Origin of the sequence: Candidatus Palauibacter sp. (assembly GCF_965208055.1) — a bacterium.
In the GTDB taxonomy this organism is placed as follows: Bacteria; Gemmatimonadota; Gemmatimonadetes; order Palauibacterales; family Palauibacteraceae; genus Palauibacter.
Genome location: NZ_CBDBNY010000004.1, coordinates 3,390,596 through 3,416,340 on the forward strand (window position 1 = coordinate 3,390,596; position 25,745 = coordinate 3,416,340).

Annotated in this window: 21 protein-coding genes; 12 read left to right on the forward strand and 9 right to left on the reverse strand. The window is 67.9% G+C overall.

Translation table 11 applies throughout. The annotated features are described in order from the left end of the window. The first annotated feature begins 72 nt into the window (after positions 1-72). A complete protein-coding gene (locus tag ACOGXI_RS14920; RefSeq protein ID WP_419939609.1) occupies positions 73-1,323 on the forward strand; it encodes an alpha-hydroxy acid oxidase in 1,251 nt (416 codons plus the stop codon). 93 nt (positions 1,324-1,416) lie between these two features. On the opposite strand, the gene ACOGXI_RS14925 is transcribed toward ACOGXI_RS14920, so the two are convergent. From ACOGXI_RS14925 to ACOGXI_RS14955, 7 genes are all read right to left on the reverse strand, one after another. Beyond that, a complete protein-coding gene (locus tag ACOGXI_RS14925) occupies positions 1,417-1,884 on the reverse strand; it encodes a hypothetical protein (RefSeq protein WP_419939610.1) in 468 nt (155 codons plus the stop codon). A gap of 131 nt (positions 1,885-2,015) precedes the next feature. Beyond that, on the reverse strand, positions 2,016-3,887 hold the full coding sequence (locus tag ACOGXI_RS14930; protein WP_419939611.1) for an LVIVD repeat-containing protein: 1,872 nt from the start codon (positions 3,885-3,887) through the stop codon (positions 2,016-2,018). 32 nt (positions 3,888-3,919) lie between these two features. Continuing rightward, positions 3,920-4,567, reverse strand: coding sequence for a DUF305 domain-containing protein (locus ACOGXI_RS14935; protein ID WP_419939612.1), 648 nt, complete (start codon positions 4,565-4,567; stop codon positions 3,920-3,922). Between the two features lie 27 nt (positions 4,568-4,594). Beyond that, positions 4,595-6,244, reverse strand: a complete 1,650-nt coding sequence (locus ACOGXI_RS14940; RefSeq protein WP_419939613.1) for an amidohydrolase family protein — start codon at positions 6,242-6,244, stop codon at positions 4,595-4,597. Positions 6,245-6,272: 28 nt separating this feature from the next. Further along, on the reverse strand, positions 6,273-8,498 hold the full coding sequence (locus tag ACOGXI_RS14945) for a sensor histidine kinase (RefSeq protein ID WP_419939614.1): 2,226 nt from the start codon (positions 8,496-8,498) through the stop codon (positions 6,273-6,275). Further along, a complete protein-coding gene (locus ACOGXI_RS14950; RefSeq protein ID WP_419939615.1) occupies positions 8,495-9,673 on the reverse strand; it encodes an ABC transporter substrate-binding protein in 1,179 nt (392 codons plus the stop codon). Before ACOGXI_RS14950 ends, ACOGXI_RS14945 begins: the two co-directional genes overlap by 4 nt. After that, positions 9,673-10,830, reverse strand: a complete 1,158-nt coding sequence (locus ACOGXI_RS14955; RefSeq protein ID WP_419939616.1) for a PP2C family protein-serine/threonine phosphatase — start codon at positions 10,828-10,830, stop codon at positions 9,673-9,675. Before ACOGXI_RS14955 ends, ACOGXI_RS14950 begins: the two co-directional genes overlap by 1 nt. 245 nt (positions 10,831-11,075) lie before the next feature. On the opposite strand from ACOGXI_RS14955, the gene ACOGXI_RS14960 reads away from it, so the two are divergent. Together ACOGXI_RS14960 and ACOGXI_RS14965 are read left to right on the forward strand one after the other, a co-directional pair. Continuing rightward, positions 11,076-11,519 carry an ATP-binding protein gene (locus tag ACOGXI_RS14960; protein WP_419939617.1) on the forward strand — a complete coding sequence of 148 codons (444 nt, stop codon included), beginning with the start codon at positions 11,076-11,078 and terminating at the stop codon, positions 11,517-11,519. Further along, positions 11,509-11,844, forward strand: a complete 336-nt coding sequence (locus tag ACOGXI_RS14965) for an STAS domain-containing protein (protein ID WP_310757813.1) — start codon at positions 11,509-11,511, stop codon at positions 11,842-11,844. The genes ACOGXI_RS14960 and ACOGXI_RS14965 overlap by 11 nt, the downstream gene beginning before the upstream one ends. Positions 11,845-11,921: 77 nt before the next feature. Here ACOGXI_RS14965 and ACOGXI_RS14970 read toward each other — a convergent pair whose 3' ends face one another. Continuing rightward, positions 11,922-12,980 (reverse strand): hypothetical protein, encoded by a 1,059-nt coding sequence (locus tag ACOGXI_RS14970; RefSeq protein ID WP_419939618.1) that lies wholly within the window; start codon positions 12,978-12,980, stop codon positions 11,922-11,924. 184 nt (positions 12,981-13,164) lie between these two features. Here ACOGXI_RS14970 and ACOGXI_RS14975 point away from each other — a divergent pair, with 184 nt between their 5' ends. Genes ACOGXI_RS14975 through ACOGXI_RS15000 form a run of 6 tightly spaced genes read left to right on the forward strand, consistent with a single transcriptional unit; the run spans position 13,165 to position 21,164 of the window. Continuing rightward, on the forward strand, positions 13,165-14,574 hold the full coding sequence (locus ACOGXI_RS14975) for an ammonium transporter (protein WP_419939619.1): 1,410 nt from the start codon (positions 13,165-13,167) through the stop codon (positions 14,572-14,574). 24 nt (positions 14,575-14,598) lie between these two features. Next, entirely contained in the window at positions 14,599-16,098 is a 1,500-nt protein-coding gene (locus tag ACOGXI_RS14980) for a circularly permuted type 2 ATP-grasp protein (RefSeq protein ID WP_419939620.1), read from the forward strand. Between the two features lie 24 nt (positions 16,099-16,122). Beyond that, a complete protein-coding gene (locus ACOGXI_RS14985) occupies positions 16,123-17,139 on the forward strand; it encodes an alpha-E domain-containing protein (protein ID WP_419939621.1) in 1,017 nt (338 codons plus the stop codon). Further along, a complete protein-coding gene (locus ACOGXI_RS14990) occupies positions 17,136-18,008 on the forward strand; it encodes a transglutaminase family protein (protein ID WP_419939622.1) in 873 nt (290 codons plus the stop codon). The genes ACOGXI_RS14985 and ACOGXI_RS14990 overlap by 4 nt, the downstream gene beginning before the upstream one ends. Further along, positions 17,999-18,721 (forward strand): TorF family putative porin, encoded by a 723-nt coding sequence (locus ACOGXI_RS14995; protein ID WP_419939623.1) that lies wholly within the window; start codon positions 17,999-18,001, stop codon positions 18,719-18,721. Before ACOGXI_RS14990 ends, ACOGXI_RS14995 begins: the two co-directional genes overlap by 10 nt. A 31-nt stretch (positions 18,722-18,752) precedes the next feature. Continuing rightward, entirely contained in the window at positions 18,753-21,164 is a 2,412-nt protein-coding gene (locus ACOGXI_RS15000) for an efflux transporter outer membrane subunit (protein ID WP_419939624.1), read from the forward strand. 41 nt (positions 21,165-21,205) lie between these two features. Here ACOGXI_RS15000 and ACOGXI_RS15005 read toward each other — a convergent pair whose 3' ends face one another. Then, positions 21,206-22,249, reverse strand: coding sequence for a DUF3500 domain-containing protein (locus ACOGXI_RS15005; protein WP_419939625.1), 1,044 nt, complete (start codon positions 22,247-22,249; stop codon positions 21,206-21,208). Between the two features lie 130 nt (positions 22,250-22,379). Between ACOGXI_RS15005 and ACOGXI_RS15010 the strand changes: the two genes are divergently transcribed. The 3 genes from ACOGXI_RS15010 to ACOGXI_RS15020 are packed head-to-tail and all read left to right on the forward strand — an operon-like array spanning position 22,380 to position 25,742. Continuing rightward, on the forward strand, positions 22,380-23,522 hold the full coding sequence (locus tag ACOGXI_RS15010; RefSeq protein WP_419939626.1) for an ABC transporter ATP-binding protein: 1,143 nt from the start codon (positions 22,380-22,382) through the stop codon (positions 23,520-23,522). Continuing rightward, positions 23,519-24,649 (forward strand): ABC transporter substrate-binding protein, encoded by a 1,131-nt coding sequence (locus ACOGXI_RS15015; RefSeq protein ID WP_419939627.1) that lies wholly within the window; start codon positions 23,519-23,521, stop codon positions 24,647-24,649. The genes ACOGXI_RS15010 and ACOGXI_RS15015 overlap by 4 nt, the downstream gene beginning before the upstream one ends. Before the next feature lie 7 nt (positions 24,650-24,656). After that, complete coding sequence (locus ACOGXI_RS15020; protein WP_419939628.1) at positions 24,657-25,742, forward strand: ABC transporter substrate-binding protein; 1,086 nt, start codon at positions 24,657-24,659, stop codon at positions 25,740-25,742. Positions 25,743-25,745: the final 3 nt, after the last annotated feature.

A 25,745-nucleotide genomic window follows, 5' to 3' on the forward strand; every position in this document is an offset into this window, starting at 1 on the left:
CGCGGAGCGTGGCGGCGGGCACCGTGGATTCGGATCCCTTGGCGATCACGGAGTCCCAACCAGGAGCGCCGAATGCACGACACGCCGGAGCCGGGACCGGAATCGAACACCGTCCACCGTCGCGACCTCCTCCGCTGGCTCGCCGCGAGCCCTCTGCTGGGGGCGCTCGCGGGCTGCGACCTGGGCGTGGTCGGTCGGGCGCTTGCCCAGGAGGCGCCGGCGCGGTCGCTGGACGACCTCGTCGCGTCGGCGCAGGAGGCCCTCGATGTGTTCGACCTCGAGAAGGTGGCCGCGCAAACCGTGCCCACGGCGCACTGGGGATACATCAAGACGGGCGTCGACGGAGAGGGGACGCAGGCCAACAACCGTGCCTCGCTGGAGCGGATCTACCTCCGCGCGCGCCGCCTGGTGGACGTCTCCAACCTCGACATGCGCGTCTCGATCTTCGGGCGGGAGTGGCCGACGCCGCTCATGATCGCGCCGGCGGGAAGCCAGGGCGCCTTCCACCGCGACGGCGAGCTGGCCACCGCGCGGGCGGCCGCGGCCCGTAACCACCTGCAGACGCTCTCATCGGTCAGTTCGACGGGAGTCGAGGCCGTGAACGAGGCGCGGGGCGAGCCGGTCTGGTACCAGCTCTACGCGCCCCGCCACTGGAACGCGACCGTCGGCCTGATCAACCGGGTGCGCGAGGCCGGCTGTCCCGTGATCGTGCTCACCGTCGATCTCCTCGGCGGGAGCAACCGGCTCACCCTGCGGCGCTGGGAACGCATCGACGACCGCAACTGCGACACCTGCCACCGGAGCGGCGGACGGGCGGATCCCGTGAAGCCGATGTACGAGGGGCTGCCCCAGGGCCCGCCCGACAGCGGCGGCCCCACAATGACGTGGGACTACGTGCACCGCCTGCGCGACATCACGGATCAGCGGATCGTGGTGAAGGGTCTCGTGACGCGTGAAGACGCGGAACTCGCCCTGGAACACGGGGTGGACGGGATCTGGGTCTCCAACCACGGCGGCCGCGCGGAGGGCAGCGGACGGGCGACGATCGATGCGCTGCCCGAGGTCGTGGAGGTGGCCGGCGGCGAGGTTCCGATCATCGTCGATGGGGGCTTCCGCCGGGGGACCGACATCTTCAAGGGTCTCGCCCGCGGCGCCACCGCGGTCGCGATCGGGCGTCCCTACCTGTGGGGACTCGGGGCCTTCGGCCAGGCGGGCGTCGAGCGGGTGCTGGAAGTCCTCATCGAGGAACTGCGCATCACGATGGGCGCCGTCGGGACGCCCTCACTCGCCGACATCGGCCCCCACTCCATCGGCGTCGACTGACGACGGGACGTTCCCGCGGGAACGCGACACGGAGTTCGTAACGCCGTTACGGGGACGGTCACGCCGGCACGGCGACGTCCGTAGCCGAAGGGGTCAGACGAGTCCGAAGAAGTTCAGGATGAATCCGATCGTGAGGGGGATGATGGGCAGCAGCGTGACGCCGACCGCGATGGTCACGCCCGCCCGGAAGAGAAGGGGACCGGCCGGAAGGAGCCGTCCGCCGAACAGCTTCTGGAGGGCGATCTCGGCCACCGGACCCAACGTATAGCACACATTCGCCCACACGGCCCACCAGATCGCCATGCGGACCATGTCGACCGGTTGAAGGGTCGCGACCACCGCCGTGAGCGCCGCCCCGAACGTCATCGTCACGAGTCCGGTGGCGCCGACGATGAGGTTGTATGGGAGGCGGCGCTTCTCCCACCAGCCGATCATCGCCCCGACTCGGCGCTCGGCCGGCTCGGGGTAGAGGAAATCGGCGAGGAAGGTGCCTCCGGGAACGATGCCCCGGGCCAGTTCGCCGGCGGGGGCGGGGTCTGTAAGGGTATCGTGGTTCGTCACGGGGCTCACCAGGCGGGACCTGCTCGGTTCGACGTGGTCACACCGTCATACGGTTTCGCGCGCTCCGGGTTCCGTGAAGCCTTCGCTCCGGGGGCCACGGCGACCCCCGGAGCTTGCAGCAACAGGCGCGGTCAGCGCAGCGAGGCCGTCAGGCCGCGGATCGCGTCGGCCAGCAGCGCCAGGCGTCGGGCATCTCCCGGCCCCGCCGCGTTGGCGGCGCGACGCGCATCCTCGTCGAGTTCGGCCGCCACGGCGTTCAGTTCGTCGAGCGTGGCGTTTCGCTCGGCGCCCGACTGGCTCTCCGCCGCGTCGAGCAGCGCCGCCACGCGCTCTCCGCGCTCGGTGTTGATGCCGCTGTCGCGCTGCATCTGGATGAGATAGGAACGCGCCACCGCGAAGCTCGCGGGCCAGTCGTAGCGCTCCTGGTTCTGGACGTTGGAGTCGCCGACCATCACCGACATCGCCGCGTCGATCTCCGCCTGCGACAGGTGCTCGCTGGCCGCGAGCTGGAACACGTCCACGCCCCGCGCGATTTCCGCGCCGTAGATCGAACCGTTGTGCCAGTACGCCGACCAGTAGCCGCCGCTCAGCATCTCCACCGCGTCGAGAGGGCCGCGGTCGAAGTAGGCGATCTCGAACGGGTTCTCGGGGTCGGTGAAGTCGAAGATCGAGAGGCCGCCCTGGTACCAGCCCTGGACCATGATGTCGCGGCCGGGCACCGGGATCATGGAACCGTTGTGGGCGACGCAGTTCTCCTGCTCCGTCTGCGGCACGGGCAGCTTGTAGTAGCCCGCCAGCTCCATCTTGCGGTCGCGGATCGTGAAGATCGCGTTTGCGCCCCACGTCTCCGGATCGGAGCCGCGGCAGCGAGGCGCTCCACCGCCGCCCCACTCGTCCGTGAACACGATCGCGGTGCCGTCGTTGTTGAACGTCGCGGAATGCCAGTAGGCGAAGTTCGGGTCGACGACCTGGTCGATGCGAACCGGGTTTTCGGGGTCGGAGATGTCCAGCAGGATGCCGTTCCCCGAGCAGGCTCCGGCCGCGAGTCCCAGGTCGGAGCGGACCGTGATGTCGTGGCATTGGTTCGTGCGACGCGACGCCTGCGTGCCGTCGCCGTGGTCGCCTCCCGCCCACAGGCCCGCGATCTCCCCCGTCTCGGGGTCCGCGAAGATGCGCGGCATGTTCACGACTTCGGCGTTCTCCGGCGCGTCCACCGGCACCTCGATGATCTCGATCCGGAACAGCGCCGTGTTCTCGTCCTCCTCGACCGGGAGGCCGGAGCAGCCTTCGAGTTCGCTGCCCGAACGCACGCGCCCCGTGCCCGAAACGTAGATGTACACGCGGGAGTCGTCGCTCGGGTCGGTGACGAGCGTGTGGGTGTGGGAGCCGCGGCAGGTCTGCACGGTCTTCACCTGGCGCGGATTCCCGACATCGGAGATGTCAAAGATCCGGATCCCCTGCAGGCGCACGGTGCTCACGCTGTCCTGCACCCCTTCCGTGCCGCAGTCGAGCCGGGCCGACGTCTGCTGGACCGACATGAAGAGCAGATTCTCGTGTACGCTGACGTCACCCTGTCCGCCGGGGCACACGACCGCGACGACGAGTTCCGGCTGGGCGGGATCCGAGGCGTCGAACACCTGGAAGCCCCAGTAGCTGCCCTGGAAGACGAGGTCCCCCTGGAACGCCAGGTCCGAGTTCGTCGGGCCCCGCCCGCCGGCCTCGTCGGTCAGAAAGGGATCGGGCTTCGGGAGGCTGATCAGCCGCTCGAGGTTGCCGATCGCCATGCCGGCATCGTGGAGGCCGGGCGCGAGCCCGATGCGCGGATCGTCCGGATCCCATTCCCAGACGGCCTCCGGCGGGGGCGGCGGCGGGTCCTGGGCCGCCAGCGAGCCCGCGCCGCCCAGCCAGCCGTACGCCAGCACCGCCAGCGCCGGCAGCGCCGGCAACACGGCCGTCAGGCGGCCAATTCGCGGCCGGACTGTCGAAATCTCTCTGCGTGACATCTTCCTACCTCCCGTGAAACGCCAATAAGCGGTCATGGAATCGCGTTCAACAAATCCCGCATGCGCAGGATCTCCATGTCCTGGTCCGCGTCCACATCCGCCGCGAACCGAAAAATCTCAGTCTCCTGACCTCCGCCCGGACTCCCGAACAACTCGGCCACCATCATCAGGGCGCCCTGATGATGCTTGATCATGCCTTCGAGGAAGAGCCGGTCGAACCCGGAACCGCGCGCGTCGGCGAGCGCGGCCATCTCCTCGCGCGACAGCATCCCCGGCATGAGGTCGCCCTCGCCGAGTCCGTGGGCGTGTCCGGCCCCCACCATCGGAGCCGTCTCGCCCCGCCGCTCGAGCCAGCGCGTCATCCACGCGATCTCGTCTCGCTGGGAGATCTCGATCCGCAGTCCGAGGAGCCGCAGACCCTCGTGATCCGTCCGATCCGGAATGAGCGCGGCCATCTCCAGCGCCTGGGCGTGATGCGGGATCATCCCCTGCATGAAGCGCACGTCCGCCGGGGTGTGCGTGACGTGATCGAGGGAAGCCGCTTCCTCCACCGTCAGCACGCGCGTGGCCTCGCCGGGGGCGCCGGGCTGGACCGTCCGCACCTCTCCCTCGCTCGCGTCGCCGCCGCCGCACGCGGCAAGCGCCAGGAGCAGGAATCCGATCCCGTGTGTGCGCTTCATTTCCGGGGTCCTCCGTCCGTCGGCCTGCTAGCCTTCGTCCTCCGTTGCGAGTTCGGCCTTCGCCGCCCGCACCATCTCCCGCACGTCGGCCAGCAGCTGCTTCGCGTCGTAGACGATCCCGTCCTTGATCGTGTACTTGATGCCGCCGACGCGCTCGGTCTCGCCCGTCTCGTCATTGAGCTTCACCGCGCCGGTTCCGTACAGGACCTTCAGGTTCTGCAGCGGATTCTCCTCGACGACGACGAAATCGGCCTTGAGCCCGGGGCGGATCATCCCGAAGTCGGGCGGGAGCCCCTTGGGGTCGTTCAGTTCCTGCGCCCCGTGCAGGGTGGCCGAGCGGATGACCTCCACCGGGTGGAACCCGGCCTCGCGCAGCAGTTCGAACTCCCGGATGTAGTCGAAGCCGTACAGCTTGTAGATGAAGCCCGAGTCGGAGCCCGTCGTCACGCGGCCGCCGCGGTTCTTGTACTCGTTGAGGAACTGCATCCACACCCTGTAGAAGTTCCGCCACGCGACCTCGTCCTCCGTCCCCCAGTAGAACCAGTACGAGCCGTGCGCGGCGCGGCTCGGCTGATAGAACTCCCACTGGCTGGGGAGCGTGTACTCCTCGTGCCAGTCCGCGTTGCGGGCGGCCATCACGTCCCGGCTCGCCTCGTAGATCGTCATCGTCGGATCGAGCCCGAACCCGAGTTCGAGGAAGCGCTCCTGGAGCGCGTTCCAGCTCTCCGAGCCGGGCCCGTCGACCTGGTTCCAGAGCCGGGCCACGTTGCCGAAGCGGTGCTGCTCGTTCTGGTAGTTGTAGTCCAGCGGCCAGTCCTGGACGCTGTAGTCGGACAGCATCGACTCGAACAGGCCGTAGTAGTGGGTCATCATGTCGAGCCCGATCTCCGCCGCGTCGAGCGCCGTCATCCGGCCCACGCCCATCTGCCCGAGGTGGGCCACGGTGCCGAGCCCGTGCTGATGCGCCTCATCGATGAGCGCCTCCATGATCGGCGGGTCGTAGGAGCCCAGCTTGAGTCCGTCGACCTTCTGTCCGTCGACCTCCTGCGCCGCGGCCCAGCGCACCCACTCCCGCGCCTTCTCCGGCGAGTCCACGGATCCCTGGTCCCACGCCTCGCCCGGCCGCACGTACGTGTACATGCGCGGGGCGACGATCTCGTTGCGCGCCGCCTTCGCCTTCTCTTCGAGCGACCACATCATCGGACCGTGGCCCACGCCGCGGGAGGTCGTGATCCCGTGCCCCATCCACAGCTTGTAGACGTACTCGGGCTGCGGCGCCTTGGGGGCGCCGCCGGTATGCGCGTGCATGTCGACGAAGCCGGGCATGACGAAGTGCCCGGAAAGGTCGATCTCGTGCACGTTCGCGTCCGGGTTGTCGTCGACGGCCACATCGGGCCGGCGCTCCTCGTTGATGTCGAGCCCCGGGAAGCCGACGGTGCTGACGGAGGCGATGCGGTCGCCCTCGATGACGATGTCCACGGGGCCCTGAGGCGGTGCTCCCGTGCCATCGATGATCGTGACGCCGCGGAGAATCAGGCGGTCGTAGGGACCGTCGCCCTCGCCATCGCCGCGTGGAGTCGTTTCGGGTCGCCCGTCCTGCGCGCTCAGAACTCCCGCGCCGAGGAGAAAGACGCCGGCGACCGCAAGGGCACGACGGCCATAGGATTTCGTTCTCATCATCTCTCCATGATTGATGCGGCGACCCTCACGTCACGGCCGCCGCCACCTCGGAAATGTTGCTCTTGCGGAGCAGCTTGATCCTGAACTCCGTGAACTCGCCCGGCTCGCTCTCCACCTCGAGGTCGCCGCCGTGGCCGACGACGATGTCGCGGGAGATCGACAGTCCGAGCCCCGTCCCCTGCGTCCCCGACTTCGTCGTGAAGAAGGGCTCGAAGATCTTCCTGACGATCGAGTCCGGGATGCCGGTGCCGTTATCCCGAATCGACACGATGACGTGGTCTTCGTGGCCTTCCGTCCTGAGTGCGACGGTGGGGGAGTAGTCGGCGCCGTCCTGCTCCTTGCGGGCGGCCGTCGCGTGGCAGGCGTTGGTCACGACGTTCAGGAAGACCCGGCTCAGATCGCGGGCAATGCCGGTGACTTCGCCGGCCTCCTCGTCGAAATCCCGGTCCAGCGTCACGTTGAAGGAGGAATCGTTGCCGCGCAGGCCGTGGTAGGCGAGCTTCGCGTACTCATCGAGCAGCAGGTTCACGTCGATGGTCTCCGCGTCGCCGGCGTCGTCCCGGGAGTGCGCCAGCATTCCCTCGACGATGCGGTCGGCCCGGCCTCCGTGTTCCCGAACCTTGGTCACGTTCATGTCGAGGTCGCCGAGCACCTCCGCGATGAACTCCTGGTCCAGCTCCGCGGTTCCATCCGCGACTTCCTTCAGCTCCTCGTTCAGCTCTTCGATCAGTTCCTTCGAGAGGACCGCGAAGTTGTTCACGAAGTTGAGCGGATTGCGGATCTCGTGGGCGATCCCCGCCGTGAGGGCGCCGAGCGACGCCAGCTTTTCCTGGGTGATGACCTGCTGCTGCGTGCGCTGGAGATCGTCGAGCGTCTGCTCGAGCGCCTCGTTCTTCGACTGGACCTCCTGCGCCAGCTTCTCGACCAGGTTCAGCCGCTGCACCTCGAGGGCGTGCTTCCGAAAGACTTCCAGCGCGTGCGCCATGTCGGTGACCTCGTCGTTGCCCTCGACCTCCACCTTCACTTCGAGGTCGCCCTCGGACATGCGCCGCGTCGTCTCGAACAGGCTGCTCAGGCGCACGATGAGGGAGCGGCCGAACGTCTTCCAGGCGATGCGGGCCGCGCCGATGGTGAACAGGATGACGGCGAGGAGGAACCAGAACCCCAGCCGGACGAGGAACGCGGAGCGATTCGCCGCCTCCCGGGCGGTGTCCTCGACCCGTTCCATGAGCATCCGGACCCCGAGGTCGAGTTCCGCGGTCGTCTGACGGTTGCGCTCGAGCAATTCCTCGGCCCGGCCGATCTCGTCGAGTTCCCGCCGCCGGGTCTGAAAGATGCCGGTCGGGCCTCCGTACAACTCGCTGGGAACGCTCACCGCGTCGGCCAGCGTCTCCCTCAGGAGCGGGCGGATCCTGGGCAGCGTCGCCCGCACATCGCGGAGGGCCGTCTCCACACGCTCCTGGTTGGCGAGCAGCAGCTCCGCATCGGTCTCGGTGAAGGCCTGCTGGATGAGCGTGATCGCCTGGTTCTGCGACGCCTTGAAGTTCAGGAGGCCGTCGAGCTGCTCGATTTCCTCGAGCGCCTGGCGCTGGGAACCCGGCGCCGGAACGTCGGTCAGCTGGCGGAGCCCGGTGCGGATGAAGAAATACTGATCGTCGATCGCCTCCTCGAGCACCAACTGGAGACGGAGCCCGGTCTCCCCGACGACGGCCGCCATTTCCGCGAGGCCGGCGTTGTAGGCCATCCGGTTGTTGACCGACTCGTAGATCTCGTTGATGTTCGCCACCAGGTCTTCGGCAAGACTCGCGACATCCGCATCCATTGCCGCCCCGCCGCCCACCTCCCCGACCCAGAATTGGAGGCTGTCCTGTTCCAGCAACACGGCGGCCCGGACGTCCTCCAGCACTGCCGGGTCGGTGGCAGACAGGAGCTGCGGGGATGCGCGCAGGAGCGCCTCGCTGTGCTGGGTTACCCGGTGGCCCGCGAGGAGGGACGGGATCTGCTCCTGCGTGACCTCGCTCTGTCCGCGCTCCACGATGCTCATCAGGAGGAGCGCGAGGAGGATGGCGCTGATCGTCAGCAGCACGCCGCCGCCCAGTCCCACGACGATCTGGCTGCCGATGCCGAACCGACCGCCGGTCGCCTGCCGCGCCCGCGCGCCGAGCCCGCCGGGGAGCCGGGCGATGGCCCACTCGAAGGCGCGGTGGAGCCGCTCGTCGCCCTGTTTCACCGGCGGGCCCGCGGTACTCACCGTGAGAGCCGGGTCACGGGAATGAACTCGCCTTCCCGAATCACGGTCAGAAACACGAGGTCCGAACCCTGGTTGTCTTCCTCCCCGTATTCGACCACGAAACCGCCGAGGTCGATGGGGCCGGATTCCGTCAGCGTGCGGAGGAAGGACTCCCGCGTGGGCCGAACATCCGGATCTCCGGCCGCCAGCGCCTCCACGACCAGCCGCCCGGCCAGATAGCCCTCCAGCGACACGAAACCCGGCCGGGCCGAAGGGTCGACCGCCCGCAGCGCGGCCTGATAACGCGCCACCACGGGCACGCTCGGGTCGCGGGGGAAGGGCACGACCTGCGTCACGACGACGCCGTCTCCGGCACGGCCCAGCTCGTCGAGGAGGGCGTAGCTGCCGACGAAGGAGATGTTCACGAACAGGGCGTCGAGGCCGATCTTTCTCGCCCACCGGATGAAATGCGCCACGGGGATGTACGCGCCGATGATGATGACCGCCTGCGGGTTGCCGGCCTGGATGTCGAGGAGTCCGCGCTTCACGGCCCGCGTGTTCCGCATGTAGGGGGCCTCGCTGACGAGTTCCATGCCGCGCGCGTCCATCGCGCTGCGGACGCCCGTCAGACCCGCCAGCCCGTAGTTGTCATCCTGGTAGAAAACCGCGATGCGCCGGAAACCGAGGTCCCGCACAAGGCGGTCCACCATCTCCTCCGTCTCCTGATCGTAGGAGGCGCGCAGGTTGACGACGTACCGCTGGTCCGGGCCCCGGAGGAGGCCGGCGCCCGTGAACGCCCCGATGTAGGGGACGCCCGCGTCGCTCGCGCCCGGCTCCGCGGCGTTGGAGGTCGGCGTGCCGACGGCGCCGATGAGGCCGAACACGCCGTGTGCCATGAGTTCCTGCGTGTTGGCGACGGCGGCCTCAGGCTCGTAGCCATCGTCGCGGGCGATGAGGCGGAGGGCGCGCCCGTGCACGCCGCCCTCTCGATTGGCTTCCTCGAACGCGGCCCGGATGCCGAGGTTCATGTTGCGGCCCAGTTCGCCCGCGGGCCCTTCGAGGGCCGCGGACTGGCCGAAGACGATGGAATCGGCGTAGACGCCCTCGGTCGGGGCCTCGCCCTCCTGCGACATGGCGGGGCCGGGTATGGCGCCGGCCGCCAGGACGACCGCGAGCGCGAGAGACCGACGCCGCATCAGGTCCCCAGGTAGCGAAGGGTCAGGCATGTGATGTCGTCGGACTGGTCCGCCTCCCCCGCATGTTCCTGCACCGCCCGGATCACGTGGCGGTTGATGTCTTCCGCGGACGACCCGCGGCATTCGCTCAGAACCTCGGCCAACTCCTTCTCCCCGAGTTCGACGCCGTCCTCGTTCATCGCCTCCGTCACGCCATCCGTGTAGAAGAACACGGCATCGCCCGGCTCGAGGGTGATCGAACCCCTGGGAAAGTCGACCCCGGACATGATTCCGAGGACGAGCCCCGGATCGGCGACGATCTGCTCGACCTCTACCTCTCCCGACGCCTTGATGAGGAACGGAAGATTGTGCCCCGCGTTCGCGAACGTGGCCTGACCGTTCGCCGGATTGAACTTGGTGTAGAAGAGGGTCACGAACATCGACTCCTCGTTCTCGTTGATGAGAAGCTGGTTCACCTCCTCCAGACAGACCGAGGGGTCGGCCTCGCCGATCGCCGTCCCCTTGAGCAGCGTGCGACTCACCATCATGAAGAAGGCCGCCGGCACGCCCTTGCCCGAGACATCGGCCATGACGATCGCCATGTGGTCTTCCTCGAGGCGGAAGAAATCGTAGAAATCCCCTCCTACCTCGCGGGCCGGTGTCATCCAGGCATGAAGCTCGTAGCGCGGGTCGCTGGGGTAGTTCGTCGGCAGAATCGACTCCTGCATCCGCGCCGCCACGCCAAGTTCCTGGCGCAGCGCCACCAGCGCGTCGCGGTCGCGAAGCGCGGCTCGCATCACCGCGAGGTGCTCCAGGGTCTTGGCGATCGTGGTTTCGAGATCTCCGAAGTCGATCGGCTTGGTGACAAAGTCGAAGGCGCCGCGGTTCATGGCGGTGCGGATGTTCTTCATGTCCCCGTATGCCGTGACCATGACGGCGCGGAGGTCGCGGTCGAGCTCGCCCAGCTGCGCCAGGAGCGTGAGGCCGTCCATCTCCGGCATGTTGATGTCGGAGAGCACCACGTCGACGTCGCCGTGGTGCCCGAGTTGATCGAGGGCCTCGACCCCGTTCTGGGCAAAGACCAGCTCGAATTCGCCCGAGCGGATCCGGCGCCGGAACTTCTGCCGGAGAAGCAGCTCCAGATCGGGCTCGTCGTCTACTACCAGGATCTTCGGCATCGAGGCCTCGGTTGAGGTGAATCGTCCGTCATGAGCTCCCGCACTTGTCTGAACCCGAGTCGAGTCGTCATCGTCCCTGTCGATTCGCGCGGCGGTCCCCGCTCCACGGTGCGGGAATCTCCACAACCGGGGACCGGGCGCGCAATATGTCAAACCTCGGGCGTGTGCGTAGTTTCGGTGCCGAGGGCGGCCTGGATCAGGCGGGCGGGCAGCCGGCCAGCAAAACCAAGAGGAGCGGAGCGGGATTGCGGATCGCCGTCAAGCCGGATCCGAGCGAGCCACGTCGCGTGGTGGACGAGGTCGAGCGCTTCTGCCTCGAGCGCGGGCTTTCGCAGGACATCATCTTCCGCTTTCAGCTCTCGCTGGACGAGCTCCTGACGAACATCATCTCCTACGGATTCGAGGGAATGACGGAGGATCCGGTCATCACGGTGGACATTCGCCTCGGGGACGCCGACATTGGGATCACGATTCGAGATAACGGCCAACCCTTCAACCCGCTCGAGGACGCCGAGATTCCCGACTTGAGCCTGGCGGCGGAAGATCGTCCCATCGGGGGGCTTGGCATCCACCTTACGAAGTCTTTTATTGACACGCTTGCATATGAGCGGGTCGAGGGTTTCAACTGCCTTACCCTGACGCAGCCGCTGGGGGCTGCCGGAAGCGAGGAATCGCCAGATGAACATTGAGACCAGCTATTCCGGAGATACCGCCGTAGGGGTGGTCAGCGGGCGCGTAGACTCGAGCAACGCCAAGGACTTCGACGGCGAACTCTCCGGCATCATCGATGGAGGGGCGACCAACCTGGTTCTGGACTGCGGGAGTCTGCGCTACATCAGCAGCGCCGGGCTACGGGCGTTGCTGATTGCCATCCGGAAGACCAACCAGGCCGGCGGAGGGCTCGCCCTGTGCCACGTACCGGAGAATATCCTTGAAGTGTTGGAGGTCAGCGGCTTCGTGCGGTTGACCAAGGTCTTCGATACGGTCGAAGAGGCTCAGGCGAGCTTCAAGTAGGCACCGCCGGGAAAAACAGGGGGGCGCACCGAATCGCCGGTGCGCCCCTCGAACCGTCGCGGCCCGTCCGCGCCCGATCAGAAGAACGCGAACGCCTGGACCTTCCAGGACCAGTCCGACCGTCCGCCCGAGCTGTAGAAGTCCACGTTCGTGGAGATTCCGTTTCGACCCGTGAAGTACACCATGACGCCGGGAGTGATCACCGTACCGGTGACCTTTTCCGGATCCTCCGCGCCGGAATCGACCCAGCTTACGCGAAGCATCGGCTCGATCCCCGAGAACCCGGACTCCGGTGCCACGGGCAGATACCAGAAGGCCATGAACTGGAAGGCGGAGAACTTCGCGTCGTCGTTCAGCTTCCAGTTGCGACCCTGCAGGACGTTGGCGATCAGGTGGGGACCGCCGAGCCATGTGCCGAGTTCCACCTCGGCCCCGACCGCCGGCACGCCCATCGTCTCCCCCTGGCTGTTCAGCGTCTCGTCCAGGGCGAAATAGGCCGACACCCGCGTGTCGCCTCCCGTCGGGAAGAGCGAGAGCTGGCCCGAGGCCGACTTTCCGGTGTTCACGTCCTTGTTCCCGATCCCCTCGCCGTTGGTGAGCGTGAAGCGGTAGCCGAAGCGCTGGCTCACGCGCCCCTGCGCCAGGATGCCCGGCTCGTAGTTGTCCAGACCCAGGGCGCCCGTGAGGCGGCCGAACGTGCATACGCTGGCGACGCCGGGGCAGTGATCCACGCCTGTGACCCTGGCGTCTCGCTCGATGATCGGGAGCCAGGCGTTGGGCACGAGCCAGAAGTACGACATCCCCTTCTTGAACTGCCCCAGCTGGATCTCCAGCGCCTCGCTCGGCGTGAGCTCCAGGTAGGCTTCAAGAACCGACGCGCCGTCGATGTTGAACTGGGCCCTGGCTCCGACGAGATCGTTGAGCCTCCCGTCGATCGTCACCCACGCGCGGCGGATGAAGAAGGACGAAGGCGTCTCGTCAACGCTCGAAGCCTCGTACTGGGCCTGGACTCGGGCGCCCACCGTGACGGTGGAGCCGCCACGCGCCCGGATTTCCTGGGCAAGGAGGGGGTGGACCGCGGAGAGCGCCAGCCCCAGCCCGAATGCGGCGACCACTCCAATGGAGCGTTTCCACATGATGATATGCCCTCTCGTCGAAGATTCCGGTACAGCCGGGTCACTCCCGAAGATAATCGGCCGCCGCCGTTCGGCTACCGGCCCGCCGAGAACCCGTTGCGCGATGCCTGGAAGGGATGCAACCTAAACCGAGAGTCGCGGAGGGGCATGATCGAGCTCTGAACCAAGTGACGAAGGAGCCGCTGTGAGCACCCATCAGGTACGCTGGCCCCGCCGGTTCGCGGCGGGAAGAAACCTCGCCACCACCGCGCTGCTCTCCGGCGCGGGCCTGCTTCTGGCGCCGACCGTCCTCGCCGCGCAGGACGGTGTCGGAGATCTCGGTTTCATCCTCAACACGTACTCCTTCCTCGTGTGGGGCGTGCTCGTGATGTGGATGTGCGCGGGCTTCACGATGCTCGAAGCCGGGTCCGTGCGGTCCAAGAGCGCGTCCATGATCTGCATGAAGAACATCGGACTGTACGCCATCGCGGGTCTCACGTACTACATCATCGGCTACAACCTCATGTACGTCGACGTCGGGAGCGTGATCGGGTCGATCAGCCTCCTCTACGGTCCGTCCGCCGACGAAGTCGCGCTTCTCGGGGGGAACGAAGGCGCGGCCGGCGCCGTGGCCGAGAACGGCCACGCCGTGATGTCGGACTGGTTCTTCCAGATGGTCTTCGTGGCCACGACCGCCTCGATCGTCTCCGGGGCGCTGGCCGAGCGGGTCAAGCTGTGGACCTTCTTCGTCTTCGTGGCCGTGCTCACCGCGATCATCTACCCCATCGTCGGCGCATGGACGTGGGGCGGCGGCTGGCTCAGCCAGAGGGGCTTCACGGACTTCGCCGGCTCGACGATCGTGCACTCGACCGGCGGCTGGGCGGCGCTCGCCGGCGCGCTCGTCGTGGGTCCGCGCTGGGGCAAATACCGCAAGGACGGCTCCGTCAAGCTGACCCCTCCGTCGAACATCCCGGCCGTTACGCTGGGGGTGTTCATCCTCTGGATGGGCTGGTTCGGCTTCAACGGCGGCTCCGAACTCGCCCTCTCCGGCGTCGTCAACGCGGTTTCGATGAGCAACATCCTCGTGAACACGAACCTCGCCGCCGCGGCCGGCGTCATCACGGCGCTCTGCCTGTCCCGGCCCATACTCGGCCGGGTCGACCTCTTCGCCACGCTCAACGGGGCGATCTCCGGCATGGTGGCGATCACGGCGGGCCCGAACATCACCAGCTCGCTGTGGGCGATCGTGATCGGCGCGATCGGCTCCGTCCTGTGCATGCTCGGACTGAAGATGCTGGAAGTGCGGCGGATCGACGATGTGGTCGGGGCCGTGCCCGCACACCTGTTCGCCGGAATCTGGGGCACGCTCGCCACGTGCATCGCGGCCGGCGGCGATTTCGTCGTGCAGTTGACCGGCGTGGCGGCTGTCGGCGCGTTCGCCTTCTCCGCTTCCTGGATCCTCTGGATGGTCCTGGACAAGGCGATGGGGGTTCGCGTGTCGCGGAGCGTCGAGAGCATCGGCCAGGACGCGGCGGAACTCGGGCTCGATGCCTATCCCGAATTCGTCCTCATGGTGGATCCCGACGACGACAACGACTTCCGCGACGCGGACTGAGCGTCCCTCGACGGGAGTCGCACAATGTCGGCGGTGAAGTTTGTCGATCACGGCTATGCCGATCCGGACCCTGCCATTTCGGCGGGGTCCGGGCCTTTCCGCCACTACGAACTGGATGCCGCGTTTCACGACGAGTTGTTTCACGAGGACGGTACCCCCAGGGCGCGGGCGCGCCGACTCGGGGCCGCCCTCTCCCGGATCCCCCCCGAAGATCTCGAGCGGCTCCAGGACGGCGTGTACCGCCGGTTCGTCCATGAGGGGATCACGTTCACGGTCCTCGGCGTCGAGGATGTCTCGGAGCAGATCATCCCCATCGACTGCGTGCCGCGCCTCATCACGGCCGAGGAGTGGGACCACATCGAGCGGGGGCTGAAGCAGCGCCTCACAGCCCTCAACCTGTTCCTGCACGATGTCTACCACGACGGGAAGTCGCTGCGGGATGGCATCGTCCCGGCCGACCTCGTGCTCGGCTGTCCCCAGTACCGCGTCGAGATGCGGGGGATGAAGGTGCCGCACGACGTTTACGTTGCCGTGTGCGGGACGGACATCGTGCGCGCGGGCGACACCTTCGCGGTACTGGAGGACAATCTCCGCGTTCCGTCGGGGGTCTCCTACATGCTCGCCTGCCGCACGGCGATGAAGTGGGCCTTCCCCTACCTGTATCGAGCGTACGGGGTCCGCGAGGTGGCAGATTATCCGGAGCACCTTTATTCGACGATCGCGTCGCTCTCGCTGACCGGGGAGACGCCCCGCATGGCGGTGCTGACGCCGGGCCGATACAACTCCGCCTACTACGAGCACGCGTTTCTGGCCGGCGAGATGGGCGTCGACCTGGTGGAGGGGCGGGATCTCGTCGTGCACGACGCGACGCTGTACGCCCGCACGGCCGCGGGTCTGCGGCGAATCGACGTGCTCTACCGGCGGATCGATGACGATTTTCTGGACCCGGTCGCCTTCCGGGAAGACTCCGCGCTAGGGGCCGCCGGCCTTTTTCACGCCTACCGCGCCGGCAACCTGGTGCTCGCCAACGCGCCGGGCACGGGCGTGGCGGACGACAAGGGGCTGTACGCGTACGTCCCGCGCATCATCCGCTATTTCCTGGATGAAGAGCCGATCCTGGCGAACGTGGAAACCCACCTCTGCCGAGAGCCGGACGGCCTCGCCTACACGCTCGACAACCTCGAGGAACTCGTCGTCAAGGAGGTCGGAGGGTCGGGCGGCTACGGGATGCTCGTGGGCCCGCATGCGACGAAGGCCGAGCGGAAGGTGTTCGCGGAGCAACTGCGGATCGACCCGGCGAACTACATCTCGCAGCCGGTGCTTCCCCTTTCCCGGGCGGGCTGTTTCGTGGACGGCCGCCTGGAGCCCCGCCACGTGGACCTGCGCCCCTTCGTCCTCCAGGGGAGGGAACAACAGCATGTGGTGCCCGGGGGCCTGTGCCGGGTGGCCCTGCGCAAGGGAAGCCTCGTCGTGAACTCCAGCCAGGGCGGAGGCTGCAAGGACCTCTGGATCCTGCGTGAGTAGCGGCCGGGAGGGAGGCGAGGAGCGATGCTAGCCCGGATGGCGGCGAACTTCTACTGGCTGGGTCGCTATGCGGAACGGACCGAAAACACGGCCCGCCTGCTCGAGCACCAGTTGACCCGGCTCGTGGATGCGGACGCCGACGAACTCGCCCTCGGGTGGCGCGTCGTGTACCGGGCGTTGAGTCAGTCCCCTCCCCAGGCGCCGGCCGACGTGGACGAGGCCGAGGCCTTCCTCATCGCGGATGCCTACACGCTGACCGGCGGCCTCGTCGAGGACTCGACGAATCCGGCGTCGATGATCTCGTGCTGGGGCATGGCGCGGGAGAACGCCAGGGAGATACGGCCCCGGCTGCCCCTGCGCGTCTGGGTGTGCCTGAATCAGGGCTTCCTGTGGCTTCAGGAGACGGAGTTCGCCGACGCGTGGGGCGAAGGGCCCGCAGCGCTGGTGAGCCGGGCGATCGACCGGCTCCGCCTCCTCGCCGGAGTCGTGGACGCCAACATGGCGCGCGACGATGCGTGGCGGTTCCTCGAACTCGGCCGTTACGTGGAGCGGCTGCAGCAGCAGATCGTACTGCTCGATGTGTGGGATCGGATCGCGCGGCCGGAGGGTGACGGCCTCGTTCTTTCCTGGGCCGACTTGCTGCGCGTGTGCGGCGCCTTCGAACCCTACCGCCGGGACCGGTCGCTCACGTTGCGCCGCAGCTCCGTGCTCGGCTTTCTGGTGCGGAACCCCGAGGTTTCCCGTTCCCTGCACTACGCGACCGACCGCATCGAGTCCGCGCTGCGGGGCATCGACCCGGCAGGCGGACGCCCGCCGCTGGCCGCGCCGCACCGCATGGTGCTCCGCATGGCGGCGGCCCTCGAACTCGACCCGGGCGACGCGGATGCCCTGTCCGGTGATGCGGAAACCCCGCCGGATGATCCGGATGATGCAGCGTCCAGGGAGGTCTTCGGATCCCTGGCACGCGACAGCCGGACCCTGCACGACCTCGTCCAGGCCACGTACGTCGACTACGCGGTGACTGCGGGGCTCCCGTCATGATCGCGCGCTACACCATCGAACACGCGATCGAGTTCATCTACAGCGCGCCGGTTCAGGTGTCCGTCATGACGCTCTACCTGCACCCCGTGCAGGACCGAAGGCAGGTCGTGCGCGGGTTCACCATCGAGACCGACCCGTCCGGTTCCGTATTCGAATTCGAGGGACCCTTTCACAACCGGGGCCACTTCTTCGATCGTCCCGGAGAGCATCGCCGACTCTCGATCGTCGGACGTTCGACCGTGGAGGTGGGTCCGATACCGGAGACGCCCCTCGAGACCGGGGACGACGCATGGGCCCGGCTCGGCGCCGCGGCGAGCGCTCCCGAACTTGGACTGATGCTGCAGCCGAGCCGTTTCGTCCGCTCCTCGCCGCCCCTCGCCGATTTCGTCCGGAGCTGCGGCCTCGAGCGCGGGGACGATCCGCTGGCGACCGCCACGGCCCTGCGAAGCCGGCTCCACGAGCTTTTTGATTATATTCCAGGTACGACGGCCGTGGATTCGCCGATCGAGCGCATCCTCGAGAGCCGCGAGGGTGTGTGCCAGGATTACGCTCACGTCATGGCCTCGATCCTGCGGGGCTGGGGGATCCCGACCCGTTACGTGTCCGGTTATCTGGGTCCGGAGGCCGGGAACGTCGGCGGCGTGACGGCGGGCGAGAGCCACGCCTGGGTCGAGAGCTGGTTCCCCGGCATGGGGTGGGTCGGCTTCGATCCGACGAACGACACGCAGTGCGACGTGCGCCATGTGCGGGTCGCGGTGGGCCGCGATTATGCCGATGTTCCGCCCACGCGCGGCGTTTTTCGGGGTTCGGCGGAGTCCATGCTCCGCACCCGGGTCAACATTGAGAGAGGAGAAGAATCGTGTCCGTGATCCGCGTTGATTCGTTTCGGTTCCGGGGCTTCCGGCTCGCTGTTGCCGCCGCCGCCCTTTTCGCCTTCGCCACCCCCGTGCGTGGCCAGTCCGTCTCCATCGGGGCCGATGTCGTGAGCCGCTATGTCTGGCGCGGCGTCGACTTCGGCGAATCCATGGCCGTGCAACCGGCGATCACCTTCGGGGCCGGAGGGCTGGAGTTCGGCGCGTGGGGTTCCTACTCCATCTCCGCGTCGGGCGCCTACGCCAACGAGAACGATCTCTGGGCGACCTACACGGTGACGGCCGCATCGGGTCTTTCCGTCGCGGTCGGAATCACCGACTACTACTTCCCTTCGCCGGGCGCGGACGAGGGCTTCGGGGCCGGTGCGGCGCACACGGTGGAGATGTCGCTCGCCTTCTCGGGTCCGGAGACTTTCCCGATCTCCCTCTTCGGAGGCATGCTTACCGAGAACAGCGTGTTTTACGGGGAGGTGGGCGTGCCCTTCGCGATTACCGGGGCGGATGTCGGGCTGCAGCTGCACATGGGTTTCGTGGGCGGCGAGAGCGACTTCTACGGCACCGACGGAGCGGCCCTGGTCAACCTGGGGGTCACGGCGAGCAAGGATCTTGCGATCACCGAGACCTTCGCGGTGCCGGTCAGCGTCGCGTACATCCTGAATCCCGACCAGGATCGCGCGCACCTCGTGTTCGGCTTCAGCGTCGCGCCCTGAGCCCGCGATGACGCGCACAGGAGGACCGCGTGTGACGAAACTGATGCAGGCCGCGCCTCTCCTGCTCCTCTCCGCCTGTTCGCTGGCTCCGGGGCCGTCCCTCCCGGAGCCGGTGGCGCAGATGCCGGACGATTTCTCGGCCAGGTTGCAGCCGGGGACGTACGAACCGCTGGAGTGGTGGACGACGTTCCGCGATCCGGTGCTCGACGCCGTGGTCGACTCCGTACTCGCCTCCAACTTCGACCTCGCCGCGGGCGTTGCGCGCGTGCAGCAAGCGCGCGCGAGGGCGCGCATGGCGCGCGCCGAGCTCTTCCCGAGCGTGGGGGCGAGCGCCGCCGTCAACGACATCGACACGCCGACGGACGCCGGCATCGGCGCGCAGATCCAGGCCCTCGGGCTGGGCAGTCCGGGGGATACGATCGCGGGTTTCGCGCTTCCGGAAAGAATCGAGCTGACGACGTATTCGGTCAGCGCGGATTTCGCGTACGAGCTGGACTTCTGGGGACGCGCCCGAAACGACGCGCGGGCGGCGGGGTCGGAATACCTGGCCTCGGAGTCGGATTTTCATGCAGCGCGCATCGGCATCCTGGCCGAGACCATCACCACGTATTTCGACATCGTCAGCCTTCGGCGGCAGACCGAACTGGCCGGCGAGACCGTGGACGTGCTGCTGGAACGCGAGTCGCTGGCCTCGACGCGCTACGACCGCGGCCTCATCGACTCCTGGACGCTGTCCCAGGTTCGCCAGGACCTCAGGAACACGCAGGCGGGGCTGCCGCAACTGGAGACGCAGCTCACGAACGCGGAAGCCCGCCTGGCCGTTCTGATCGGCGGCTACCGGGAGGATGTGGAGGCGCTCCTGCCCGAAGCTCTCGCGCCGGAGCCGGCGGCGGATCCCGTCCCCGCCGGGGTGCCGGCGGACCTCCTGTTCCAGCGGCCCGACGTGAGGGCTGCCGGGCAGCGGCTCGACGCGGCCCGCTACAGTATCGGCGCGCGCCGGGCCCAGCTTCTTCCGTCGCTCTCGCTGTCCGGCTCCATCGGGCTGGCCAGCGCGGACGCCGGCGAACTCTTCAACGCGCAGCAGTGGTTCACGAATCTGATCACGAACCTGACCGCGCCCATCTTCCAGGCCGGCCGGCTCAGGAACAATCTCGCGCTTGCCGAGGGCCGCTTCGACGAGGCCGCGGCGGCGTACGGGCGGGCGGTCGTCACGGCGGTGAACGAGGTCGAAACCGCGCTCGCCGGTCTGGAGAACGAGACCCGGCGGCACGCCTTCCTCGCCTCCCAGCGCGACGAGGCGCTGGCGACCAGGGATCTGCAATCGCAGCGATACGAGTCGGGGGTCGTGGGCTACACCGACTACCTCGACGCGTTGCGCACACTCCTGAACGTGGAGGCGGCGCTGGCGGGCGCGACGCGGGATCTGGCTCTGGCGAGGCTGGCGGTCCATCGCTCGCTGGGCGGCGCCTGGGCCGCGCCCGAGGCCGTCCCCGAGCCGCGCATGGTTCCGGCGTCCGGGGACAGCGAAAACTTCCTCGACCCGAACTACCTCGGGACCTACTCGATCATCGGGCGCGATCCCGCGACCGGCGAACTGGGGATGGGCGTGCAGTCGAAGGCGTTCGGGGCGGGAAACCGCGCCATGCACGCGAAGGGCGGACTCGTGATCATCGCTCACCAGGCCTCCGCAAACCCGATGTACGGGGCGGTCGGCATCCAACTCCTCCAGGCCGGCTACTCACCCGAGGAGGCCCTCGAGATGATGGTGGGGAGCGATGAGGGTCGGGATCGCCGCCAGGTTGCGATCCTGGACCAGCAGGGCCGGACGGCCGCCTGGACCGGCACCGGCGCGAGCGACTGGAAGGGCCACAGGTGCGGCGTGGACTACTGCGCGCAGGGGAACATTCTCACGGGGCCCGAGGTCGTCGACGCGATGGCGGCCTCGTTCGAAGCGTCCGCCGGCCCGCTGGCGGAACGGCTCATGGAGGCGCTCGACGCCGCGCAGGAAGCCGGCGGCGACGCGCGCGGCATGCAGTCCGGCGCCATCCTCGTCGTGGCCCCGCGGGTCAACGGCGGCTACAGCGACCGCGTCGTCGACATCCGTGTGGACGACCACGACGAACCGCTCGCCGAGTTGCGGCGCGTCCTCAACATGTACCGTTCGGGCCAGATGCTGCGCGAAGCCGCCCGCCTGCGGCGTGACGGCGACCTGCGCGGGGCCGCGGCGGTTGCGCGACGGGCCTCCGCCAAGTCACCCGAGAACGACAACGTATGGGTGTCGATGGCCGCGATCCTCGTCGAAGCCGGCCGCGAGGACCTCGCTTTCGACGCTCTGGAGAGGGCGGTCGAACTGAATCCCGGGCGCCGACGCACGCTCCCGAACGATGACAACTTCGAGAGCATACGCGAGGACCCCCGCTTCCTGAGTATCGTCGGCCGCTAGCGGCGGCACCCGGCGCAGCGGCGGGGCTGCGCCGCGATCCGCTAGTGGTGGTCGGACTCCTCGTAGTGGCGCGCCAGCGCGTCGCCTCCGAAGTCGTGCTCCAGGTCCCGCCACACCGAGTGGACATGATTCGCGTCGTTCTGCGTATTGTCGTACTCGATCAGGAAGACCGGGGCGTGAACCCGGTAGTAGTGTCCCTCGCCGGGTTCGAGCGATCCCGCCCAGGCGAAGTGGATGTCGCTTGCCGGAATCTCGTTCTCGACCCGCGTCATCCAGTCGAAGTCCGTCGTCGTGTTCCCCGCGTACTCGTGCACGATCTCGAACAGGATCGCGCGCTGCTCCGCGGTCATCGCGTCGGCGGGAAGGCCCTCGAACGCGTCGAGCCGGGCCTCGCGGTCGTTGCCCGTGAGGATGTCGCTGGGGGCCTCGGCCGCGATGGTCGCGCGCGAGCGCTGGTCCGGCGTGAAGCTCCGCATCAGCGCCCGGGCCAGATCTTCCTCCCGCCCCAGCGGCCGCCAGCCCGCCTTTGGACCCGATGGCACGCGGGCCGGGTTCGCGCCCATGAACGCGGGGCCCGTCACGGTGAGCAAGCCCGATGGCGACGAGAAGTTGAGGGAAAGGTGATGTCCTTCGAACCGCCACGCCCACGGACCCTCCGCCGACGGATCGCCGAAGATCGCGACAAAGTAGTTCTCCGGGTCCCGGCGCTCGGGCCGTCCTTCGAGGAGCCCGAGGATTCGCTCCAGTTCGATGATCGCGCTCGCCTTCAGAAAGCCCTGGCTGCTCATCGCGGCCTGAAGGAGATCGTGCGCGGCGCCGCGCTGCTCGGTCGTCATGTCGGCGAGCGGCAGTCCGTTCCGCGCTCGCGGGACGAAGTGCCAGTTGAAGCGCTCCTCGTCCTCGAGGGAGAAGAGCGCCCTCTCGCGTCCCGCCTCGTCGAGCAGGGAGACGAAGGCCTGCGCGGCGGAGGCCGAGTCCATCTTCGCGTCCGGCTCTCCCCCGACCGCCAGCGCGAACGCGGCCACGGGGACGAGCAGGCAGGTTGCCCACGTGACCCGTCCCGCCGTCCGATGCCTGATCTTCATCGCTCCTCCTGCGCTCAACACAGCCACGGCCACGAACACTCGCGGATTGGCGCCGTCGGCTTCAAGTTGGTCAATCCCAACCGGGGCTGATTGCCATCCCATATTCCGCAAAACAAGGCAGAATCGCCAGATGATCGCGGGTTCCAACGGCGTGGAGAGCGACCGTCACAGCCAGGCCGTGCACGTGGAGTTCGAGGGCGTGAGCAAGAGTTACGATGGCCGCACGCTGGTAGTGGACGATCTCGACCTCGGCATCGGCAAGGGGGAGTTCGTGACCCTCCTCGGTCCTTCGGGTTCGGGGAAGACGACCATCCTCATGATGCTCGCGGGCTTCCAGACGGCGACGTCGGGTGCGATCCGCATCGGCGGGCGTTCCGTGCAGGACCTTCCGCCCCGCAAGCGCGGGATCGGGATGGTGTTCCAGAACTATGCGCTCTTTCCGCACATGACCGTGGGCGCGAACCTCGCGTTTCCGCTGGAAGTGCGGGGCATCGCCGAGGAACAGCGCCGCGAGCGCGTCACGCGTGCGCTCGACCTCGTGCGCCTCGGCGGCCTCGAGGACCGGCGGCCCGGCCAGCTTTCCGGCGGCCAGCAGCAGCGCGTGGCCATCGCGAGGGCCCTCGTGTTCGAACCCGAACTCGTGCTGATGGACGAGCCGCTCGGCGCTCTGGACCGCAGTCTGCGCGAGGAAATGCAGTACGAGATCCGCTCCATCCACCAGAGGCTGGGCGTGACCGTCGTCTACGTCACCCACGATCAGCAGGAGGCGATGGTGATGTCGGATCGGATCGCCGTCCTCAACGGCGGCCGGATCGAGCAGATCGCCGGTGCGGAGGGGCTCTACGAGGAGCCGGAACGCGCGTTCGTGGCCCGCTTCATCGGCGAGAACAACCGGCTCCACGGCAGAGTGGCGCTCGTGGAGGATGACCTGTGCGAAGTGGATGTGGGGGGCGAGCGGATCCGAGCGTTTCGGGTCGCCCCGTGCGGGGTCGGCGACATGGTCACGCTCTCGATTCGGCCCGAGCGGATCGCGATCAAGCCGCGGGACGGTCTGTATCACAACGAGGTCGAGGCCGCCGTCGAGGACATGACTTTTCTCGGCGACCACCTGCGCGTCCGGGTGGCCGCCTGCGGACACCGGGATGTCGTGGTCAAGATCCCGAACATCCTGGGGCACGGCGCCATGATGGTGGGCGACATCGTCCGCATCGGGTGGACCGTCAACGACTGCCGCGCGCTGGACTTCGAAGGGGAAGAGGAGCGAGACGCATGAAGATGAAGGAGAGGTCCGGAGTCCGCGTGGCGCGCGACATGTCGCTCGTCGTTCTCGCGGTCGCATCGGTGTTCATGATCGGGTGCGGGCCCCAGGCGCCGGAAGGTCCGGCGATCACGGCCGTTTCCTGGGGAGGCTCCTACGGCCGGGCGTATCGCGGGGGCATCCAGATCCCGTTCGCCGAGCAAACCGGGATTCGCGTGGACACGGAAGACTACAACGGCGGTCTGGCCCAGATACGGGCGCAGGTCGATGTCGGCGCCGTCCACTGGGATGTTGTCGACCTCGAAATGGCCGACGCGATGCGGGGCTGTGACGAGGGCCTGCTGGAACCGATCGACATCGACAGGCTGCCGCCGGCCCCCGACGGGACGCCCGCAAGGGAGGACTTCTATCCGGAGATGCAGGGTCCATGCGGGGCCGGGATGCTGTTCTATTCCACCGTCTACGCGTATAACGCCGACCTCTTCCCCGATGAGAAGCCTGCGACGATGGCGGATTTCTTCGACCTGGAGAAGTTCCCCGGACGCCGCGGCATGCGTCGCGTGCCGCAGGTCAACCTCGAGTTCGCCCTCATCGCCGATGGCGTGCCCCTCGACGAGGTCTATGCCGTTCTGCGCACCCCGGAAGGGCTGGATCGGGCCTTCGAAAAGCTGGACACGATCTCGGACCAGGTCATCTGGTGGGAGGCGGGCGCCCAGCCGCCCCAGATGCTCGCGGACGGCGAAGTGGTGATGAGTACCGCCTACAACGGCCGCATCTTCAATGCGCAGGTACTCGAGGAGCAGCCGTTCATGATCGTGTGGGACGGTCAACTGCTCGACTTCGGCCAGTTGAGCATCGTGGCGGGGACGCCGCGGCTGGAAGATGCGCTCCGTTTCGTCCGCTTCGCGACGACGGGAGAATCGCAGGCGGCGGTCGCACGCCGGATCTCCTACGGTCCGGCCCGCCGATCGGGAGAACCGCTCGTCACCACGCACCTGGCGACCGGCGTCGAAATGGCGCCCCATATGCCCACGAGCCCCGAGAACGCCGCGCGGGCCCTCCGAAACGACTGGGAATTCTGGGTGGACAATCAGGACGCGCTGAACGAGCGCTTCAGCGCCTGGCTGACCCGTGCGAACTGACGGGGCGATGACGGCCACGGCACGCGCGTCGGCGTACACGGCCGTGCTCGCCGCGTGTCTCGCCGGGCAGGCCGCGGCCCAGTCGATCACGGCCGTCTCCTACGGCGGCTCGTATCAGAAGGCGAGCACCGAGGCGTGGTTCGAGCCGTTCGCGGCCGCCACCGGCATCCGCGTGGACGTCGAGGACTTCAACGGCGCTCTGGCGCAGATCCGGGCCCAGGTCGAGGTGGGCGCCGTCCACTGGGATGTCGTGGACCTCAACGCTTCGGAAGTCACGCTCGCCTGCGACGAGGGGCTGCTGGAGTACATCGATCCGGAGATACTCCCCCCCGGGCCGGATGGGACGCCCGCGGAGGAGGACTTCATCGCCGGCACCCTCTCCGACTGCGGCGTGGGGGGCGTCGTCTGGTCCACGATCTACGCATATGACGCCAACCGTTTCCCCGGCGCCCGGCCGGAGACGATCGCGGACTTCTTCGATCTCGAGAAGTTTCCCGGGCGCCGCGGGATGCGTCGGGTGCCCATGGTCAACCTCGAGTTCGCGCTGATGGCCGACGGGGTGCCGGCCGAGGACGTGTACGCCGTCCTGGACACTCCCGAGGGGCTGGACCGGGCCTTCGACAAGCTGGATACGGTCAAGGACCAGGTCGTCTGGTGGGAGGCGGGCGCCCAACCGCCCCAGATGCTGGCCGACGGCGAGGTCGTGATGAGCACGGCCTACAACGGCCGCATCTTCAACGCGCAAGTACTCGAGGGACAGCCGTTCGTGATCGTCTGGGACGGCCAACTCCTCGACATCAACCAGCTGGCCATCGTGGCGGGCACTCGGAGGCTCGACGAAGCGATGAGGCTCGTGAGCTTCGCGAGCACCGCCGAGGCGCTCGCCGCTCTCGGCCGGCGGATCTCGTACGGTCCCGCGCGGGAGTCGGCCGCGCCGCTGATTACGACCCATTTGGAGACAGGCATGGAGATGGGCCCGCACCTGCCCACGCATCCCGCCAACATGGCGCGCGCGCTGCGGCGGGACTGGTCCTGGTGGGTAGACCATCAGGACGAGATGAACGAGCGTTTCAGCGCCTGGCTGGCGCGTTGACGG

Bases quoted from the DNA above. Each gene is read 5' to 3' on its own strand.
- ACOGXI_RS14920 (WP_419939609.1), top strand. From the start codon at position 73: ATGCACGACACGCCGGAGCCGGGACCGGAATCGAACACCGTCCACCGT.
- ACOGXI_RS14930 (WP_419939611.1), bottom strand. From the start codon at position 3,887: ATGTCACGCAGAGAGATTTCGACAGTCCGGCCGCGAATTGGCCGCCTG.
- ACOGXI_RS14935 (WP_419939612.1), bottom strand. From the start codon at position 4,567: ATGAAGCGCACACACGGGATCGGATTCCTGCTCCTGGCGCTTGCCGCG.
- ACOGXI_RS14940 (WP_419939613.1), bottom strand. From the start codon at position 6,244: ATGAGAACGAAATCCTATGGCCGTCGTGCCCTTGCGGTCGCCGGCGTC.
- ACOGXI_RS14950 (WP_419939615.1), bottom strand. From the start codon at position 9,673: ATGCGGCGTCGGTCTCTCGCGCTCGCGGTCGTCCTGGCGGCCGGCGCC.
- ACOGXI_RS14955 (WP_419939616.1), bottom strand. From the start codon at position 10,830: ATGCCGAAGATCCTGGTAGTAGACGACGAGCCCGATCTGGAGCTGCTT.
- ACOGXI_RS14965 (WP_310757813.1), top strand. From the start codon at position 11,509: ATGAACATTGAGACCAGCTATTCCGGAGATACCGCCGTAGGGGTGGTC.
- ACOGXI_RS14970 (WP_419939618.1), bottom strand. From the start codon at position 12,980: ATGTGGAAACGCTCCATTGGAGTGGTCGCCGCATTCGGGCTGGGGCTG.
- ACOGXI_RS14980 (WP_419939620.1), top strand. From the start codon at position 14,599: ATGTCGGCGGTGAAGTTTGTCGATCACGGCTATGCCGATCCGGACCCT.
- ACOGXI_RS14985 (WP_419939621.1), top strand. From the start codon at position 16,123: ATGCTAGCCCGGATGGCGGCGAACTTCTACTGGCTGGGTCGCTATGCG.
- ACOGXI_RS14990 (WP_419939622.1), top strand. From the start codon at position 17,136: ATGATCGCGCGCTACACCATCGAACACGCGATCGAGTTCATCTACAGC.
- ACOGXI_RS15005 (WP_419939625.1), bottom strand. From the start codon at position 22,249: ATGAAGATCAGGCATCGGACGGCGGGACGGGTCACGTGGGCAACCTGC.
- ACOGXI_RS15010 (WP_419939626.1), top strand. From the start codon at position 22,380: ATGATCGCGGGTTCCAACGGCGTGGAGAGCGACCGTCACAGCCAGGCC.
- ACOGXI_RS15015 (WP_419939627.1), top strand. From the start codon at position 23,519: ATGAAGATGAAGGAGAGGTCCGGAGTCCGCGTGGCGCGCGACATGTCG.
- ACOGXI_RS15020 (WP_419939628.1), top strand. From the start codon at position 24,657: ATGACGGCCACGGCACGCGCGTCGGCGTACACGGCCGTGCTCGCCGCG.